Source organism: Novosphingobium sp. 18050 (assembly GCF_902706195.1).
Taxonomy (GTDB): domain Bacteria; phylum Pseudomonadota; class Alphaproteobacteria; order Sphingomonadales; family Sphingomonadaceae; genus Novosphingobium.
Genome location: NZ_CACSJO010000022.1, coordinates 1 through 15,770, shown reverse-complemented (window position 1 = coordinate 15,770; position 15,770 = coordinate 1). Strand labels below are relative to the sequence as shown.

Genomic DNA, 15,770 nt, shown 5'->3' with positions numbered 1-15,770 from the left:
AGAACGCAATTGCCATTCTTGTATTGTTGCCAATATCGCGCGCCTGGGCCAATCTACGTAAATGCAGCAGAAAGAACTGCGGATCGCGCTGGTCTGCTATGGCGGTGTCAGCCTTGCGGTCTACATGCACGGCGTCACCAAGGAATTGTGGAAGGCCCTTCAGGCCAGCAGGGCGCTGTGGTCACGGGAGGACGCGCCCGGAGGGAGTGCGGCGGTCTATCTTGCCTTGCTGCGACGCCTTGAAAGCGGCGGCAATGTTCGCCTGCGCATCCTCACCGACATCGTCGCCGGGGCCAGCGCGGGCGGCATCAACAGCGTGTTCCTCGCGCAAGCGATTCATTCGGGGCAGTCGCTGGAGCCGCTGACCGATTTGTGGCTCGACAATGCCGATGTCGACATGCTGCTCGATCCCGAGGCGCGGCCCGGATCGCGCGCAGCCAAGTTCTGGGCCAGCCCGCTCGTCTCCTACCTTCTCCACCGGCCGGGCAATGCGGTGAGCGCCAGCGTCGCTCCCGAGGCGCGGGCTGAAGTGCGCGAGAAACTGTCGCGCCTGATCCGCTCACGCTGGTTTGAGCCGCCGTTCAGCGGCATCGGCTTCTCGCGCCTGCTCTACCGCGCGCTGACGGCGATGGCGGAGGCGCCATGCGGCAAACCGCTGCTGCCGGCGGAGCATCCGCTAGACCTTTTCGTCACCGCTACCGACTTCAAGGGCCACCTCGAAACGCTGCGGCTCCATTCGCCCGAACTGGTGCTGGAGAGCGAGCACCGCCTGACCCTAGGCTTCCATGCGCTAACCGGGCGAACAAGTGGGCAGCCGCTTGCGGGTATCCCGGAACTGGTTCTGGCGGCGCGAGCCTCGGCCAGCTTTCCCGGCGCATTCCCGCCCCTGCGGATCGAGGAGATCGACCGTCTCGTCGCGGAATACGGAGCATCCTGGCCGGAACGGGATGCTTTCCTCGCGCGGGTTATGCCCGAACATGCGCGGCGCGGCGAACTCGATTCGGTGTCACTGATCGACGGCTCGGTGCTGGTCAATGCGCCCTTTTCGGATGCGATGGCGGTGCTGCGCGACCGGCCAGCCACGCGCGAAATCGATCGGCGCTTCGTCTATATCGATCCTACGCCCGATCACCTCGGCGCGGAGATGCGGCGCGATACTACCCTGCCCGGTTTCTTCCCGGTGATCTTCGGCGCACTCTCCGCCATCCCGCGCGAGCAGCCGATCCGCGACAATCTGGAGACGCTTGCCAGCCAATCGCGCGAGATGGCGACGCTGCGTGAAATCGTCCTCGCCATGCGTCCGCAGATCGAAGAGACGGTAGACAGACTGTTCGGCCACACTCTGTTCCTCGACCGGCCGACGCCGAAACGGCTCGCCGCCTGGCGCGCCAAGGCGCAAGGCGCGGCGTTGGAGCAGGCGGGCTATGCCTATCACGGCTATGCGCAGGTAAAGTTCAGCGGCATCGCGGCGATGATCGCGCGCATGGTTCTGGAGGCAGCGCCGGAGCTGGACCTGCCTTCTGCCGACCCGATCAGGGCTCGACTGATGCTGCACCTTGCCGCCAGCGGGATCGACCGCACGCAGGCGCTGCGCGAGGCGGTGTCGCCTGCGATGATCGGGTTCTTTCGCTCGCATGACATCGCCTTCCGTGTTCGCCGCCTGCGCCTGCTGGCGCGGCGGGTGACGCAGGAGTGGGAGGCCGAGGCCGACGTCACCGAGGAAGACCGCGATGCGGCGCGCGCGGCTATCTACGCGGCGCTGTCGCTCTATATCGAGCGCGAGCCGCTGGCGGCTCTGGGCGATGATTTTCCAGCGCTGGCGCGGGCGTTCTTCGAAGACCCGCAAGCGGTCGTCGAACATGTCGAGAAGCGGCGTAACCTGATCGATGCGGACGGGGCGGTCGACGACCTGCTGGCACAGGCGCTGGCGGCCATGCCGCAGGCGCTGCGGCGGCGGGTGCTGCTCGCCTATCTGGGGTTCCCGTTTTACGACACCGTCACCCTGCCCCTGCTGCGCGGCGAGGGGCTGAACGAGTTCGATCCCGTGCTGGTCGACCGCATTTCGCCCGAGGATTGCCATGCGATCCGGCGCGGCGGCACCGGGGAGACCTTGCGCGGGACCGAGTTCTATAACTTCGGCGCCTTCTTCAGCCGCACTTACCGCGAGAACGATTATCTCTGGGGCCGCCTGCATGGGGCTGAGCGAGTGATGGACATGATCGCATCGACGCTGGGAGCCGAGCACGCGATGTCGCCGGTGGAACTGCTAGGCTTCAAGCGCCGCGCCTTCATCGCGATCCTCGACGAGGAGAAGACACGGCTTCGTGCCGATCCGGGGCTGATCAAACGCATCCGGCGCGAGGTTCTGGCGGGGGGTGGGCTCAGTATGTCCTCACCGATGCGGGGAGGTGGCAACCCGGAGGGCTGATAGAGGGGATTCGCGTTCTGACGCGGCGCTGCGTCATGCGCGAATCCCCCCCACCCGGTAGGCGGCAGCGCCCTCCTCGTATCGAGAAGGACGCGCGGGCCGCTTACTCGGTCAGGTCGTTCCAGGCGTCCTTCAGGCGATCGAAGAAGCCCTTGGAGCCGGGACATTCGTCACCCGTTTCGGTTTCCTGCAATTCGCGCAGGAGTTCTTTCTGGCGCGCCGAAAGCTTGGTCGGTGTTTCAACCGAAATCTCCACGACCATATCGCCCCGACCGCGCCCCTGCAGCACCGGCATGCCGGTGCCACGCTTGCGCAGCTGCTTGCCCGACTGGATGCCGGCGGGAATGTCGACCGTGATCGCATCCCCGTCGATGCCGGGAATCTCGATCGATCCGCCCAGCGCCGCCGTCGTGAACGTGATCGGCACGCGGGTCAGCAGAGTGGTGCCCTCGCGCTCGAAGACGCGATGACGTTTGACGTGCAGGAAGATATAGAGATCGCCCGGAGGTGATCCAAACGGTCCTGCCTCGCCCTTGCCCGAAAGGCGGATGCGCGTGCCCGAATCCACGCCCGGCGGGATGTCCACCTGGAGCGTCTGCGGTTTGTCGACCCGACCTTCACCGCCGCACGAGCGGCATGGCTTGTCGATTACCTCACCGCGACCCTGGCAGGTCGGGCAAGTGCGTTCGACCACGAAGAAGCCCTGCTGCGCGCGCACCTTGCCGTGGCCGGCGCACATGTTGCAGCCGCGCTTGCTGGTGCCCGGCTCGGCGCCGGTGCCCTTACAAGGTTCGCAGCCTTGCGAGACTTCGATCGTGATCTCGGTGCTTTTGCCGCGGAACGCCTCGTCGAGGCTCACTTCCATGTCATAACGCAGGTCAGCGCCGCGGCGCTGCTGCTGACGGCCACCGCCGCCAAAGGCGCTGCCGAAGATCGATTCGAAGATATCGCCGATATCGCCGAAGTCACCGCTCTGGCCGCCGCCGCCGCCAGCGCCCTGCTGGAACGCAGCATGACCGTAGCGATCGTAGGCCGCACGCTTCTGCGGATCCTTGAGGCAATCGTATGCGACGCTGATCTGCTTGAATTTCGCTTCGGAATCCGTGCAGCCCGGATTTTTATCCGGGTGATAGCGCATGGCAAGCCTGCGGTAGGACGACTTGATGACCTTGTCGTCTGCGCCGCGCTCAACCTCGAGCAGTTCGTAATAGTCTATTTCAGTAGCTGACACGTGATAGTTCCCCGCCGGAATACTCTAACCGCCACCGGCGCGATTTGCACCGGTGGCGGTCAGGGTTTTCATCAGGACTGGTCAGCCCTTGTTTTCGTCGACTTCCGAGAACTCGGCGTCAACCACATCGTCGTCACCAGCCGGAGCCGCGCCCGGAGCTGCAGCCGAAGCCTGCTCCTTCTCGTAGATGGACTGGCCCATCTTCATCGCCACCTGGGTCAGTTCCTGAGCCTTGGCATTGATGTCCGCAGCGTCGTCACCGGCAAGCGCGGTCTTGGTCGCAGCGATCGCGGCCTCGACTTCAGCCTTGAGAGCGGCGTCGATCTTGTCGCCGTTCTCTGCGATCTGCTGCTCGGTCGCGTGGACCAGGCTGTCTGCCTGGTTGCGGGCCTCAGCCGATTCGCGGCGCTTCTTGTCCTCTTCGGCGAACTTCTCGGCATCGCGAACCATCTGGTCGATGTCGCTATCCGAAAGGCCGCCCGAGGCCTGGATGCGGATCTGCTGTTCCTTGCCCGTTCCCTTGTCCTTGGCGGACACGTTCACGAGGCCGTTGGCATCGATGTCGAAGGTCACTTCGATCTGCGGCACACCCCGACGCGACGGCGGAATGCCGACGAGGTCGAACTGGCCGAGCATCTTGTTGTCCTGCGCCATCTCGCGCTCGCCCTGGAACACGCGGATCGTCACCGCCTGCTGGTTGTCCTCGGCGGTCGAGTAGACCTGGCTCTTCTTGGTCGGGATCGTCGTGTTGCGGTCGATCATCTTGGTCATGATGCCGCCCAGCGTCTCGATACCCAGCGACAGCGGGGTCACGTCGAGCAGCAGCACGTCCTTGACGTCGCCCTGAAGGACGCCGGCCTGGATCGCCGCGCCCATAGCGACGACTTCGTCAGGGTTCACGCCGGTGTGGGGTTCCTTGCCGAAGAATTCCTTCACGACTTCGCGCACCTTGGGCATGCGGGTCATGCCGCCCACGAGCACGACTTCGTCGATGTCCTTGGCCGAAAGACCGGCATCGGCGATAGCCTTGCGGCAGGGCTCCAGCGTGCGCTGGATCAGCTCGGCGACCATCTTTTCCAGATCGGAACGAGTGATCGTCTCAACGAGGTGCAGCGGGGTGGTGGCGCCGCCTTCCATGCGGGCGGTGATGAAGGGCAGGTTGACCTCGGTCGTCGCGGTGGACGACAGTTCGATCTTGGCCTTCTCAGCCGCTTCCTTCAGGCGCTGAAGAGCGAGCTTGTCGGTCTTCAGGTCCATGTTTTCCTTGACCTTGAACTTCTCGGCCAGCCACTCGACGATCTTCGAATCGAAGTCTTCGCCGCCCAGGAAGGTGTCGCCGTTGGTCGACTTGACCTCGAACACGCCGTCGCCGATTTCCAGCACCGAAACGTCGAAGGTGCCGCCGCCAAGGTCGTAGACGGCGATGGTCTTGCCGTCCTGCTTGTCGAGGCCGTAGGCCAGCGCGGCCGCAGTCGGCTCGTTGATGATGCGCAGCACTTCCAGACCGGCGATCTGGCCGGCGTCCTTGGTGGCCTGGCGCTGCGCGTCGTTGAAGTAGGCAGGTACGGTGATGACCGCCTGCGTAACCGTCTCGCCCAGATAGGACTCAGCGGTTTCCTTCATCTTCTGCAGCGTGAACGCCGAGATCTGCGAAGGCGAGTAATCCTCGCCGCCGGCCTGGACCCAGGCATCGCCGTTCTTGCCCTTGACGATGGTGTAAGGGACCAGTTCGGTGTCCTTGCGGGTCACCGGGTCGTCGAAGCGGCGGCCGATGAGGCGCTTCACCGCGAAGATCGTGTTGTTGCCGTTGGTGACGGCCTGGCGCTTTGCCGGCTGCCCGATCAGACGTTCGCCATCCTTGGCGAAAGCGACGATCGAGGGCGTCGTGCGGGCGCCTTCGGAATTCTCGATGACCTTGGGCTTGCCGCCGTCCATGACGGCGACGCAGCTGTTGGTGGTGCCAAGATCGATACCAATTACTTTAGCCATTATCCCCATTCCTCACGTCAGTGGGTGACACCGTGCGGATCGCCTCCCTTACACAAGGCAAGGCGGCTTGCACGGCTCGGTGACGCTTAACGTCGTCGAGGCGCGATATAGGGGCGGTTTTGCTTGGAACAAGTGTTCTCGAATGGCATTAAGCGAGCGATTTTTCCCCGGCGAAGTCACAAGGATACCTTGACCGTGCAACCGCATCGCCCCCTCGCCCTGCTTCTTACGGCTGCTCTGGCCCTCACTCTGGGCGCCTGCGGCAAGGAGCCCGACAGCCCGACGGCATCGAACGAGGCCACTCTCACCGGCCCCGACGCCAAGCCGGGTCTGGTTGCGAGCGACGGCAAGCTGATGCTTCCCGTCATCGCCGGGCGCCCGGCTGCAGCATATTTCACCGTACGCAACGACGGCGCCGAGCCTGTAACTCTGGCCGCCGTCAGCATCCTCGGTGCTGGCAAGGCCGAGATGCACCAGACCAACGGCGGCTCGATGGGCAAGGTCGATTCGCTGCCGATCGATCCCGGTGCCTCGGTAGTCTTCGCGCCGGGCGGACTGCACGTCATGGCCTTCGAACTGCCTGCCACGCTCAAGGCCGGGGGCAAGGCCGAGTTGACGATGACCTTCTCTGACGGCGACAAACTGTCGATGCCGCTCGATGTCGAGAAGATGGGCGGCGACATGGGCGGAATGGGCAATATGGAAGGAATGCACCACTGAGCGTCCCTCCCGGCGGCGAACGCGCCCTGACAGCAGGCGAGGCAGCGCTGATCCGCTCCGTCTTCGGTGAGGCGATCGATTGCGGCCCGGTTCGGGTCCGGCGGCGCAAATGGTTCCCGTTCCAGCCGTTGAACACGGCGATGGCGCCTTGCGGGCACCTGCACTTCCATCAGCGCTCAAGCCTGTATCGAGCCGACTTCTCGCAGGCGCCGCTCGGCCTGCAAGGGCTGTTCATCCATGAGATGACGCACGTCTGGCAAACACAGACCAAGGGCCGCTGGTATCTGCCGCTGATGCGCCATCCACTGTGCCGCTACGACTATGCCCTGCGACCGGGCTGGACGCTGGAACGCTACGGCATCGAGCAGCAGGCCGAGATCGTGCGCCACATCTTCCTGATGGGCCTTGGCGTGCATGTGCCGGGTGCTCCGCCGGTCGACAGCTACCGGGGCATCGTGCCGTTCGCAGGGGCTTCGACAAGCTCGGCCTGAGCAGGATCGGAGAGGGTATTTCTCAGGTGCCTGAAACGAGACGGCGCGCGGACGATATTTCGTCCGCGCGCCGTGTGCGACCCGTCAGGGCTATTTTTCCGGGCCGGGATCAGCAATCGCGATCCCAATAACGGTCGCCGCGGCGATCATAGCGATAGCAGCCGCGGTCGTTATTTTTCTTGGCAGTCGAACCGGCCACCGCGCCGGCTGCTGCACCGATCGCCGCTCCGGTGGCGACATTACCGCCCGCGATAGCGCCGACGCCCGCGCCGAGCGCACCGCCTGCGAGGGCGCCTTCACCGCCGTAGTTGCTGGCGCAGCCGGCCATACTGAACGCACCGACTGCGAGGATGGGGAGGATAAATTTGCGCATCGAAGGTCTCCGAAAATATCAGGCTATGCCAAGTCAACGGAGAGGAACGCGAGAGGTTCCGCCGCAACAAAACGACACATCCTTCGACAGGATCAGGATAAGCGTAGGCGCAAGGCCTGACCGGCAAACGTAACCCCGGCAAGCACTACGCAAACGCAGCGCTGCCGGGGCCATAATGCATGAAATCCGCTCGGACGGAGCTTGTAGAAGCCACTCGCCCAGGCGCGTCGCTATCAGTCGGGCTTCTTAGCCACGGCGACCATCGCCGGACGCAGCAGGCGGTCCTTGATCATGTAACCGGCCTGCAGTTCCTGCACGATGGTTCCCGGCTCGGCATCGGCCGAGGGAACCTCGATCATCGCCTGATGCTGGTTGGGGTCGAGCGGCATACCCATGGCGGCGATGCGAGTGATGCCGTGGCTGGTGAAGACCTTGTCGATCTCACGGCCAGTGGCCTCGATCCCGGCGACAAGGCCCTTGAGCTTCTCGTCCTCGCGCATGTCGGCGGGGATTGCCGTCAGCGCGCGGGCCAGGTTGTCGGACACCGAGAGGATGTCGCGGGCAAAGCCGGTGGCAGCATAGGCGCGGGTATCGGCGACGTCCTTCTCAAGACGGCGGCGCACGTTCTGCGTCTCCGCGCGGGCGTAAAGCACTTCCTGCTTCGCACCGGCGAGTTCCTCGCGCAGCTGCACGAGTTCCTCGTTCTCGCCCTTAGAATCCAGCATATCCTCGGGAACCCCCTTCAGTTCCTCGGCCACGGCGGCGTCTACAGTCTGGTCTTCGGGCGACTGCTTCTTGTCGTCGGTCATATTCTTCTACTGTTCCAGCTATCCGATGAGCTTGCCCAGGCTCTGGGCAGTGAAATCCACCATGGGCACTACGCGCGCATAATTCAACCGCGTGGGGCCGATAACCCCCACCACGCCGACCACCTTTCCTTCGCGGTCCCGGTAGGGTGATGCGATCACCGAAGACCCGGAAAGCGCGAAAAGCCGGTTCTCCGAGCCGATGAATATCCGTGTCGCCTGCGCTTCGCGCGCGGTGTCGAGCAGGTCGGCGACCGACTGCTTGTTCTCCAGATCGTCGAGCAGCGAGCGTACCCGTTCGAGATCGGTCAGCGCCGCCTCGTCGAGAAGATTCGCCTGCCCGCGCACGATCAGCACCGGGCGGGCCATGGCATCCTCGCTCCACACGGCAAGCCCGCGCTCGACAAGATCGCGGCTCGCGGCATCGAGCGCCGACTTGCCCGAGGATATGTCGGCACGCATGGTCAATGCGGCTTCGGCCAGCGTGCGCCCGATCAGATGCGCGGAAATGTAGTTGGAGGCTTCCTCCAGAGCGCCGGGCGGCAGGCCCATCGGCAATTCGACGATGCGGTTTTCCACCCCGCCGTCCTCGCCCACCAGCACGGCCAACGCTCTACCCGGCCCCAGCGGTACGAGTTGCAGGTGCGTCAGGCGCGGCTCACGCCGAGGCACCATGACCACGCCCGCGCCCGAGGTAAGACTGGAGAGCAGCGCACTGGTCGCCTCCAGCGCTGCCTCGATCGGGCCGGGGGTCGAGATACGGCTCTCGATCGCCAGGCGTTCCTCGACCGTGGGTTCGGCCACCTGCATGATGCCGTCCACGAACAGGCGAAGCCCCGCCTCCGTCGGCAGGCGCCCTGCGCTGGTGTGCGGTGCGGCGAGCAGGCCCTGCCCTTCAAGGTCTGCCAGCACCGAACGGATCGAGGCGGACGACAGGCTGACACCGCCCGGCCCGGCGAGCATCTTCGAACCTACCGGCGTGCCGGTGGCAAGATAGCCTTCCACCACGAGCCGGAAAATGTCGCGGGCACGGGTGGTCAGTTCGGTGATCGGCGGAGTGGGCATATGTTTCATTTAGGCAATGCCCCCGCTTAGGCAATGCCCCCGGTTGGGAGAGGTGAGTTCCACAGGACTTGCGGCCCCGCAGCTTATGCGACTAGGGGCCGAGCGTAGTTTCAGCACTAAGGATAACTCCATGCGACCTTCAGGCCGTGCCGCAGACGAAATGCGCGCCATCGATATCCAGACCGGCTTCACCAAGCACGCCGAAGGCTCCGTGCTGATTTCGTTCGGCGATACGCGCGTGCTGGTCACCGCTTCGGTCGAAGAGAAGGTGCCGCCGTTCCTCCGCGGCAAGGGCGAAGGCTGGGTGACGGCAGAATACTCGATGCTGCCCCGCGCCACGCACACGCGCGGCAGCCGTGAAGCGGCGAAGGGCAAGCAGTCGGGCCGCACGCAGGAAATCCAGCGCCTGATCGGCCGCTCGCTGCGTTCGGTGGTCGACATGAAGAAGCTGGGCGAGCGCCAGATCGTGCTCGACTGCGACGTGATCCAGGCCGACGGCGGCACCCGCACCGCCTCGATCTCGGGCGCATGGGTTGCCCTGCGCCTTGCCGTCGACAAGCTGATGGCCGAGGGCAAGATCAAGGAAGACCCGATCCAGGCCCGCGTCGCTGCCGTTTCCTGCGGCATCTGCGAGGGTAACCCGGTGCTCGACCTCGACTACATCGAGGACAGCGCTGCCGATGCCGACGCCAACTTCGTTCTGATCGAAGGCGGCAAGATCGCCGAAGCCCAGGCCACTGCCGAAGGCGCGACCTACGACGAAGAAGGCCTGCTGCGCCTCCTGCGCCTTGCCCGCATCGGCTGCGACGGTATCTTCGCAGCGCAGGCCAAGGCTGTCGGCCGCTAAGACTATCCTGCATGGCCTCCGCCAGGGTGGAGGCCATGCTCTTGATGTGTGAGGAATATTCGATGACCCGGAAGCTCGATGGACAACGCCTGGTCATCGCCACGCACAACGCAGGCAAGCTGCGCGAAATTTCCGCGCTGCTCGCCCCTTACGGCATCGAATGCCTCTCCGCCGGGCAGCTTGGCCTGCCCGAGCCTGAGGAAACCGGCACCACGTTCGCCGAGAACGCCCTGCTCAAGGCCCACGCCGCCGCCAAGGCTGCGCAGTTGCCGGCACTTGCCGACGACAGCGGCCTTTCGGTGACGGCGCTGGGCGGACGCCCCGGCGTCTACACCGCCGACTGGGCCGAGCGGCAGTGGTTCGAAGGCGATCCAGGCCGCGACTGGTACGTGGCAATGGGCAAGGTCGAAGGCCTGCTCGCCCAGCAGGGCGTAGATGTCGACCGGTCATGCTGGTTCTCCTGCACTCTCGCCATCGCTTGGCCCGAGGGTGATGAGGCCGTTTACGAAGGCCGCGTCAACGGCGCCTTCTGCTGGCCGCCGCGCGGGACGATGGGCTTCGGCTACGACCCTGCATTCGTTCCCGAAGGCCACGACCAGTCTTTCGCCGAGCTGCCGCTCGCGGAAAAGCAGCGCATCAGCCACCGCGCCGATGCGTTCGCAAAGCTGGTCGCGGAGCAGTTCGGCGCGTAAGCTGATCTGATGGCCCGCGCTCTATACATCCACTGGCCGTTCTGCCTCGCAAAGTGCCCGTACTGCGACTTCAACAGCCATGTCCGTGACCGGGTCGACCATGCCGCCTGGCAGGACGGCCTGCTCGCCGACATGCGCCATGAACACGCGCTGGCAGGCGGCGAACCGCTCGATTCGATCTTCTTCGGCGGGGGTACGCCCTCGTTGATGCCCCCTGCCCTCGTGGCCCGGTTGCTGGAGGAGGCGGAAAAGCTCTGGGGCTTCGCGCCCGGCATCGAGATCACGCTGGAGGGCAACCCCTCTTCGGTCGAGGCGGCGAACTATGCCGCGCTGGCCAGTGTCGGCGTCAACCGCGTGTCACTGGGCATCCAGGCGCTCGACAACGAGACGCTGCGGTTCCTAGGCCGCCTGCACGATGCCGGTGAAGGTCTTGCCGCGCTGGATGTGGCGCAAACGCATTTCGACCGCGTCAGCTTCGATCTCATCTATGCCCGCCCCGGCCAGTCGCTCGACGGGTGGCGCGCAGAGCTGTCGCAGGCGCTGTCCTACGGCACTGGGCACCTGTCGCTCTACCAGCTGACCATCGAGCCGGGCACGCGCTTCGAGACGATGGTGCGCAAGGGCGACTTCACACCGCTGGACGAAGACGCCTGCGCCGACATGTTCGCCCTCACCCGCGAGATGACCGCTGCGGCAGGTCTCCCCGCCTACGAAATCAGCAACCACGCCCGGCCGGGCGAGGAAAGCCGTCATAACCTGACGTACTGGCGCTATCAGGACTATTGCGGCATCGGTCCCGGCGCCCACGGCCGGCGCGGCGGCGTGGCCACGGTGCGCCACCGCAAGCCTGAGAACTGGCTGGCGGGCATCGATGCCAAGCGCCACGGCGTCGTCGAGGAGCGGAAGCTTGGCCTCTCCGAACAGGCGAGCGAGGCCATGCTGATGGGCCTGCGCCTGCGCGAAGGCGTGGACCTCGATGTGATGGCGGCGCGCTTCGGCCTTGCTCGGGTGCAGTTGTGCGATCAGCCCAAGGCGGCCTTCTATGAAAGCCAAGGCCTGATCCGGCGCGAAGGTTCGTGGATCGGCGTAACCGAGGCGGGCATGTGCCTGCTCGACGGGCTGCTCGGCGAACTGGTGCCCTCGGCGCTGGTCGAAAGCTGATGGCTCATAAGGCCGACCTTATGGAGGCCTGGGGCGCATATCTGGCGCAAGGTCGCCGCCGAAGTCCGCATACCGTGCGCGCCTATCTGGCAACGGCTTCGCGCCTGCTCGATGCTCTGGGCACAAGCGATTGGGGCTCGCTGGCAAAGATCGAAGCGCCGGCACTGCGCGGCCATCTCGCGGCGCGACGACAGGACGGCATCGGCAATGTTTCCGCCGCGCGCGAACTCTCGGCGCTCAAGGCCTTCCTCTCCTTCGCCCGCGACAAGGCCGGTATGGCGCAGGCTGCGCCCCCGCGCCTCAAGGGGCCTCGCGTGAAGAAGGGCCTGCCGCGCCCTATCACGCCGGACGAGGCGGTGAACCTTGCCGCTACCGTCGAGGAAGACGCCTCCGAGCCATGGATCGGCGCGCGCGACCGGGCGGTTCTCCTGTTGCTCTACGGCGCGGGGCTACGCATCGCCGAAGCCCTGTCGCTCACCGGCGCGGTTCTTCCTCTGGGGGAAACGCTGGTTGTCACGGGCAAAGGCGACAAGCAGCGCATGGTGCCGCTGCTGCCGATCGTGCGCTCGGGAGTGGCGGACTATCTGGCCAAGTGCCCCTGGCCGGTAGAGAGGGACAAGGCCCTGTTCCGGGGGGCCAAGGGCGGGCCGCTCTCACAGGGCATGGTGCAGAAAACGGTGGCGCGGGCGCGCGTTGCGCTGGGCTTGCCCGCCAGCGCAACGCCTCATGCATTGCGCCACAGCTTTGCGACGCACTTGTTGGGCGCAGGTGCGGACCTGCGGTCGCTTCAGGAACTACTGGGGCATGTGTCCCTCAGCTCGACACAGATATATACGCGGGTGGATGCGGCGACTTTACTGGACGTCTATCGCAACGCGCATCCGAGAGAACAAGGCTGAAGCTGCCGCACGATAGGGCGAAATTAGCCCTCGCGCGGCTTCCATGTTGCCACCCGCCAGACATAGCCAATCACGGTCGCCACACCGACCGCCACGGTCGCCCAGCCCAGCCATTGCTCGGCGTCGGAAAGCGCATGTCCCAACCAGCGGCCGCCCAGGATCAGCAAGGTGTTCCAGATCGCCGCTCCCGCAGCGGTGAACAGCAGGAACCGGATATGCCCCATGTGGGCCAGACCCGCCGGAACCGAAATCATCGTGCGGAACATCGGCATGAAGCGCAGAACGAAGACCACCCAGTGCCCATGTCGCCGCAGGAATTCACCTGCCACTTCGACATCGTGCCATTCCAGCGTCAGCCAGCGGCCCCAGCGATCGATAAACGGGCGGAGGCGCTCGTAACCCAGCCGGTCGGCGATGAGGAACAGGACGTAGTTTCCCATGGCCGCGCCCATAGTTCCCCAGAACAGCAGCGGCCAGAAGTGCATGTCGCCGCGCGCCACTGCGATCCCGCCAAGGCCCATGATGACCTCGGACGGGATCGGCGGGATGATGTTCTCCATCGCCATCAGGAACATGATGCCGAGGTAGCCGCCCTGCCGGACGATTTCGTAGATCCACTCAGCCACGAACCGCACCGATCACATGGCTGCGTGGCGTACCTCGATGGCGTCCCAGATCATGGCCCCGGTGTCGGTGCCATTGAAGCGGTCTATCGCCACAATGCCGGTGGGCGAAGTCACATTGATTTCCGTCAGCCATTTTCCGCCAATCACGTCGATCCCGACAAAAACCAGCCCGCGCGCCTTCAGTTCCGGGCCAAGCGCTGCGCAGATTTCCTCTTCAGCCGAAGTGAGTTGGCTGGCTTCGGCCGAACCACCCACCGCGAGGTTGGAGCGGAACTCGCCCTCGCCCGGCTTGCGGTTGATGGCGCCCGCGAAAACGCCGTCGACCAATACGATGCGCTTGTCGCCTTCCGACACGTCGGGAAGGAAGGGCTGGACCATGAACGGTTCGACCCACGCGTTCTCGAACATCTCGATGAGCGCGCCGAGGTTGGAACCGTCGGCAGGCACGCGGAACACGGCCTTGCCGCCATTGCCGTGGAGCGGTTTGATGACGATATCGCCCGGGTGGCGCAGGTTGAACGCCTTAACGTCCTCGATCCGGCGGGCAACGAAGGTTGGCGGCATGAACCGCGCGTAGTCCAGCACGAAGACCTTCTCAGGCGCATTGCGCACGGCGGCCGGATCGTTGACCACCAGCGTACGCCCGGCAAGGCGCTCGAGCAGGTGGGTGGCGGTGATGTAGCCGAGATCGAACGGCGGGTCCTGGCGCATCAGCACCACGTCGATGTCTTCGCCAAGGTCGATCAGGCGGTACTCGCCGCGCGTAAAGTGGGCGCCTTCCACCCGCTGCACGGTAACCGGCGCGCCCCAGCAAGTAAGCCGTCCGGCGGCACCGTGCGACGCGTCATAGGCCAGAGTGCGCACATCGTAATGGAAAAGCGTATGGCCCCGCGCCTGCGCGCTGAGCATGAGCGCGAACGAGCTGTCGCCCCCGATCTTGACGGTTTCGAGCGGGTCCATCTGGACGGCTACGCGTAAGCTCATGGCGGGTATCGGCCTTTGCGAAAGGGTTATCGGGCGCGGCTTAGCCGCAACGGCCCAAAGGTGCGACCGGAATTGCGAGTTTCAAGCGTCGAGCTTTGCTAAACTATCGCTGCCTACGTCATAGGCTGCCATGCATTGACGATCCGGCGCGGCCATTGGCCCGGCGCGATGAGGATCACGTCGATGCGCACGTCGTCGCCCGGCCGCTGATAGCGCGCGGTCAGCAGCGCGGCGCCGTCAGCCACCCGCCTCAGCCGCCGCTCATCGATCGCGATGTCGAGTTCCTTTGCCGTACGCCGCCATTTCACCTCGACGAAGCATAGCATGCGCCCGCGCCGCACAACGAGGTCCACTTCACCGCGCCGGGTCTTCACCCGCCTCGCCAGAACCCGCCAGCCGGTAAGCCACAGATAGAGCGCAGCCAGAGTCTCCCCGCGCCGTCCATCGCGCTCGGCCCGGGCGCGGTTCATCACTTGAGTTCCATGGCCCGCGCATAGAGCGTCTTGCGATCCAGTCCGGTCGCCTTCGCCACCGATGCGGCAGCCTGCGAGGCCTTGGCCTCGGCCAGAGCCGCCAGCAGCAGCGCGTCGACGTCGATTTCGCCCATGGGCTCGTCTCCCGGCGGAGCGATGAGCAGGACGATCTCTCCCTTGGGCGGGTGCGCTTCGTAATGCGCGGCGATCTGTGCCGGAGTGCCGGTGCGGCATTCCTCGAACTTCTTGGTAAGCTCACGCGCCACGGCCACCTCGCGCCCCGGCAGCACTGCGGCGATGGCCGTCAGCGAGGCATCGAGGCGCGGTGCGGTCTCGTAGAACACCAGCGTCGCAGGCACGGCCGCGAGGCTGGCCAGCGTGTCCTCGCGCGCCTTGGCCTTGTTGGGCAGGAAGCCCGCGAACAGGAACCGATCGTTGGGAAGACCCGAAAGCGTCATCGCCACCACCGCGGCATTCGGCCCCGGCAGGCTGGTGACGGCGATGCCCCGTTCACGCGCTGTTCGGACCAGACGGTAGCCCGGATCGGAGATTAACGGTGTGCCTGCATCGCTGACCAGCGCCACGGGTTCCGCCTCCATCAGCGCCAGCAGGCGTTCGCGGTCATGTTCGCCTGCGTGATCGTCGTACCGGATAAGCCGTTGCTTTATCCCCAGATGATGCAGCAGCTTTCCGGTGATCCGGGTGTCCTCGCAGGCGACTGCGGCCACCCCTTTCAGGGTTTCAACGGCACGCAGGGTAATGTCCCCCAGATTGCCAATGGGGGTTGCGACTATGTAAAGGCCCGGCGAAAGAGTGTTTTCCATCACCAGACTCATGGCCCATAGACCAAGGGAGCGGCAAGCAATGTTCGACAAAGGCCAAGATCGGCGGATCAATCGGCGCAATCTCCTCGCCGCAGCCGCGATGGCCGTGCTCGCGGGCTGCGCCGTGGTGCCCAAGGCTCCGACGTCGACCGCCCCTCCCC

Annotated in this window: 16 protein-coding genes; 7 read left to right on the top strand and 9 right to left on the bottom strand. The window is 65.1% G+C overall.

Going from position 1 to position 15,770, the window contains the following annotated elements:
* Positions 1-61: 61 nt before the first annotated feature.
* The gene (locus GVL61_RS18635) at positions 62-2,428 is read left to right on the top strand and encodes a patatin-like protein (RefSeq protein ID WP_159982157.1); all 2,367 of its coding nucleotides are present in this window, start codon (positions 62-64) and stop codon (positions 2,426-2,428) included.
* A 103-nt stretch (positions 2,429-2,531) separates the two neighbouring features.
* Here GVL61_RS18635 and dnaJ read toward each other — a convergent pair whose 3' ends face one another.
* Together dnaJ and dnaK are read right to left on the bottom strand one after the other, a co-directional pair.
* Positions 2,532-3,659, bottom strand: coding sequence for a molecular chaperone DnaJ (gene dnaJ, locus GVL61_RS18630; protein WP_159982156.1), 1,128 nt, complete (start codon positions 3,657-3,659; stop codon positions 2,532-2,534).
* A gap of 81 nt (positions 3,660-3,740) precedes the next feature.
* The gene (gene dnaK / locus GVL61_RS18625; protein ID WP_159982155.1) at positions 3,741-5,648 is read right to left on the bottom strand and encodes a molecular chaperone DnaK; all 1,908 of its coding nucleotides are present in this window, start codon (positions 5,646-5,648) and stop codon (positions 3,741-3,743) included.
* 195 nt (positions 5,649-5,843) lie between these two features.
* On the opposite strand from dnaK, the gene GVL61_RS18620 reads away from it, so the two are divergent.
* On the top strand, positions 5,844-6,368 hold the full coding sequence (locus GVL61_RS18620; protein ID WP_235037788.1) for a copper chaperone PCu(A)C: 525 nt from the start codon (positions 5,844-5,846) through the stop codon (positions 6,366-6,368).
* 140 nt (positions 6,369-6,508) lie between these two features.
* Positions 6,509-6,859, top strand: a complete 351-nt coding sequence (locus GVL61_RS18615; RefSeq protein ID WP_159982153.1) for a hypothetical protein — start codon at positions 6,509-6,511, stop codon at positions 6,857-6,859.
* Positions 6,860-6,968: 109 nt separating this feature from the next.
* Here GVL61_RS18615 and GVL61_RS18610 read toward each other — a convergent pair whose 3' ends face one another.
* The 3 genes from GVL61_RS18610 to hrcA all read right to left on the bottom strand — a co-directional run bounded on the left by GVL61_RS18610 (position 6,969) and on the right by hrcA (position 9,103).
* Entirely contained in the window at positions 6,969-7,232 is a 264-nt protein-coding gene (locus tag GVL61_RS18610; RefSeq protein WP_159982152.1) for a glycine zipper domain-containing protein, read from the bottom strand.
* A gap of 233 nt (positions 7,233-7,465) precedes the next feature.
* On the bottom strand, positions 7,466-8,041 hold the full coding sequence (gene grpE, locus GVL61_RS18605; protein WP_159982151.1) for a nucleotide exchange factor GrpE: 576 nt from the start codon (positions 8,039-8,041) through the stop codon (positions 7,466-7,468).
* An 18-nt stretch (positions 8,042-8,059) separates the two neighbouring features.
* Entirely contained in the window at positions 8,060-9,103 is a 1,044-nt protein-coding gene (gene hrcA / locus GVL61_RS18600) for a heat-inducible transcriptional repressor HrcA (protein WP_159982212.1), read from the bottom strand.
* 130 nt (positions 9,104-9,233) lie between these two features.
* On the opposite strand from hrcA, the gene rph reads away from it, so the two are divergent.
* The 4 genes from rph to GVL61_RS18580 all read left to right on the top strand — a co-directional run bounded on the left by rph (position 9,234) and on the right by GVL61_RS18580 (position 12,702).
* Positions 9,234-9,950, top strand: a complete 717-nt coding sequence (gene rph, locus GVL61_RS18595; RefSeq protein ID WP_159982150.1) for a ribonuclease PH — start codon at positions 9,234-9,236, stop codon at positions 9,948-9,950.
* A gap of 62 nt (positions 9,951-10,012) precedes the next feature.
* Positions 10,013-10,642: an RdgB/HAM1 family non-canonical purine NTP pyrophosphatase gene (rdgB, locus tag GVL61_RS18590; protein ID WP_159982149.1), complete on the top strand. Its 630-nt coding sequence runs from the start codon at positions 10,013-10,015 to the stop codon at positions 10,640-10,642.
* Between the two features lie 9 nt (positions 10,643-10,651).
* Entirely contained in the window at positions 10,652-11,803 is a 1,152-nt protein-coding gene (gene hemW, locus GVL61_RS18585; RefSeq protein WP_159982148.1) for a radical SAM family heme chaperone HemW, read from the top strand.
* A complete protein-coding gene (locus GVL61_RS18580) occupies positions 11,803-12,702 on the top strand; it encodes a tyrosine recombinase XerC (protein ID WP_159982147.1) in 900 nt (299 codons plus the stop codon). Before hemW ends, GVL61_RS18580 begins: the two co-directional genes overlap by 1 nt.
* Before the next feature lie 23 nt (positions 12,703-12,725).
* On the opposite strand, the gene GVL61_RS18575 is transcribed toward GVL61_RS18580, so the two are convergent.
* The 4 genes from GVL61_RS18575 to rsmI all read right to left on the bottom strand — a co-directional run bounded on the left by GVL61_RS18575 (position 12,726) and on the right by rsmI (position 15,609).
* Positions 12,726-13,328 (bottom strand): DedA family protein, encoded by a 603-nt coding sequence (locus GVL61_RS18575; RefSeq protein ID WP_200844947.1) that lies wholly within the window; start codon positions 13,326-13,328, stop codon positions 12,726-12,728.
* Positions 13,329-13,340: 12 nt separating this feature from the next.
* The gene (gshB, locus tag GVL61_RS18570; RefSeq protein ID WP_159982146.1) at positions 13,341-14,312 is read right to left on the bottom strand and encodes a glutathione synthase; all 972 of its coding nucleotides are present in this window, start codon (positions 14,310-14,312) and stop codon (positions 13,341-13,343) included.
* A gap of 113 nt (positions 14,313-14,425) precedes the next feature.
* Positions 14,426-14,782, bottom strand: coding sequence for a YraN family protein (locus tag GVL61_RS18565; RefSeq protein WP_159982145.1), 357 nt, complete (start codon positions 14,780-14,782; stop codon positions 14,426-14,428).
* Positions 14,782-15,609, bottom strand: a complete 828-nt coding sequence (gene rsmI / locus GVL61_RS18560; protein ID WP_159982144.1) for a 16S rRNA (cytidine(1402)-2'-O)-methyltransferase — start codon at positions 15,607-15,609, stop codon at positions 14,782-14,784. Before rsmI ends, GVL61_RS18565 begins: the two co-directional genes overlap by 1 nt.
* Positions 15,610-15,770: the final 161 nt, after the last annotated feature.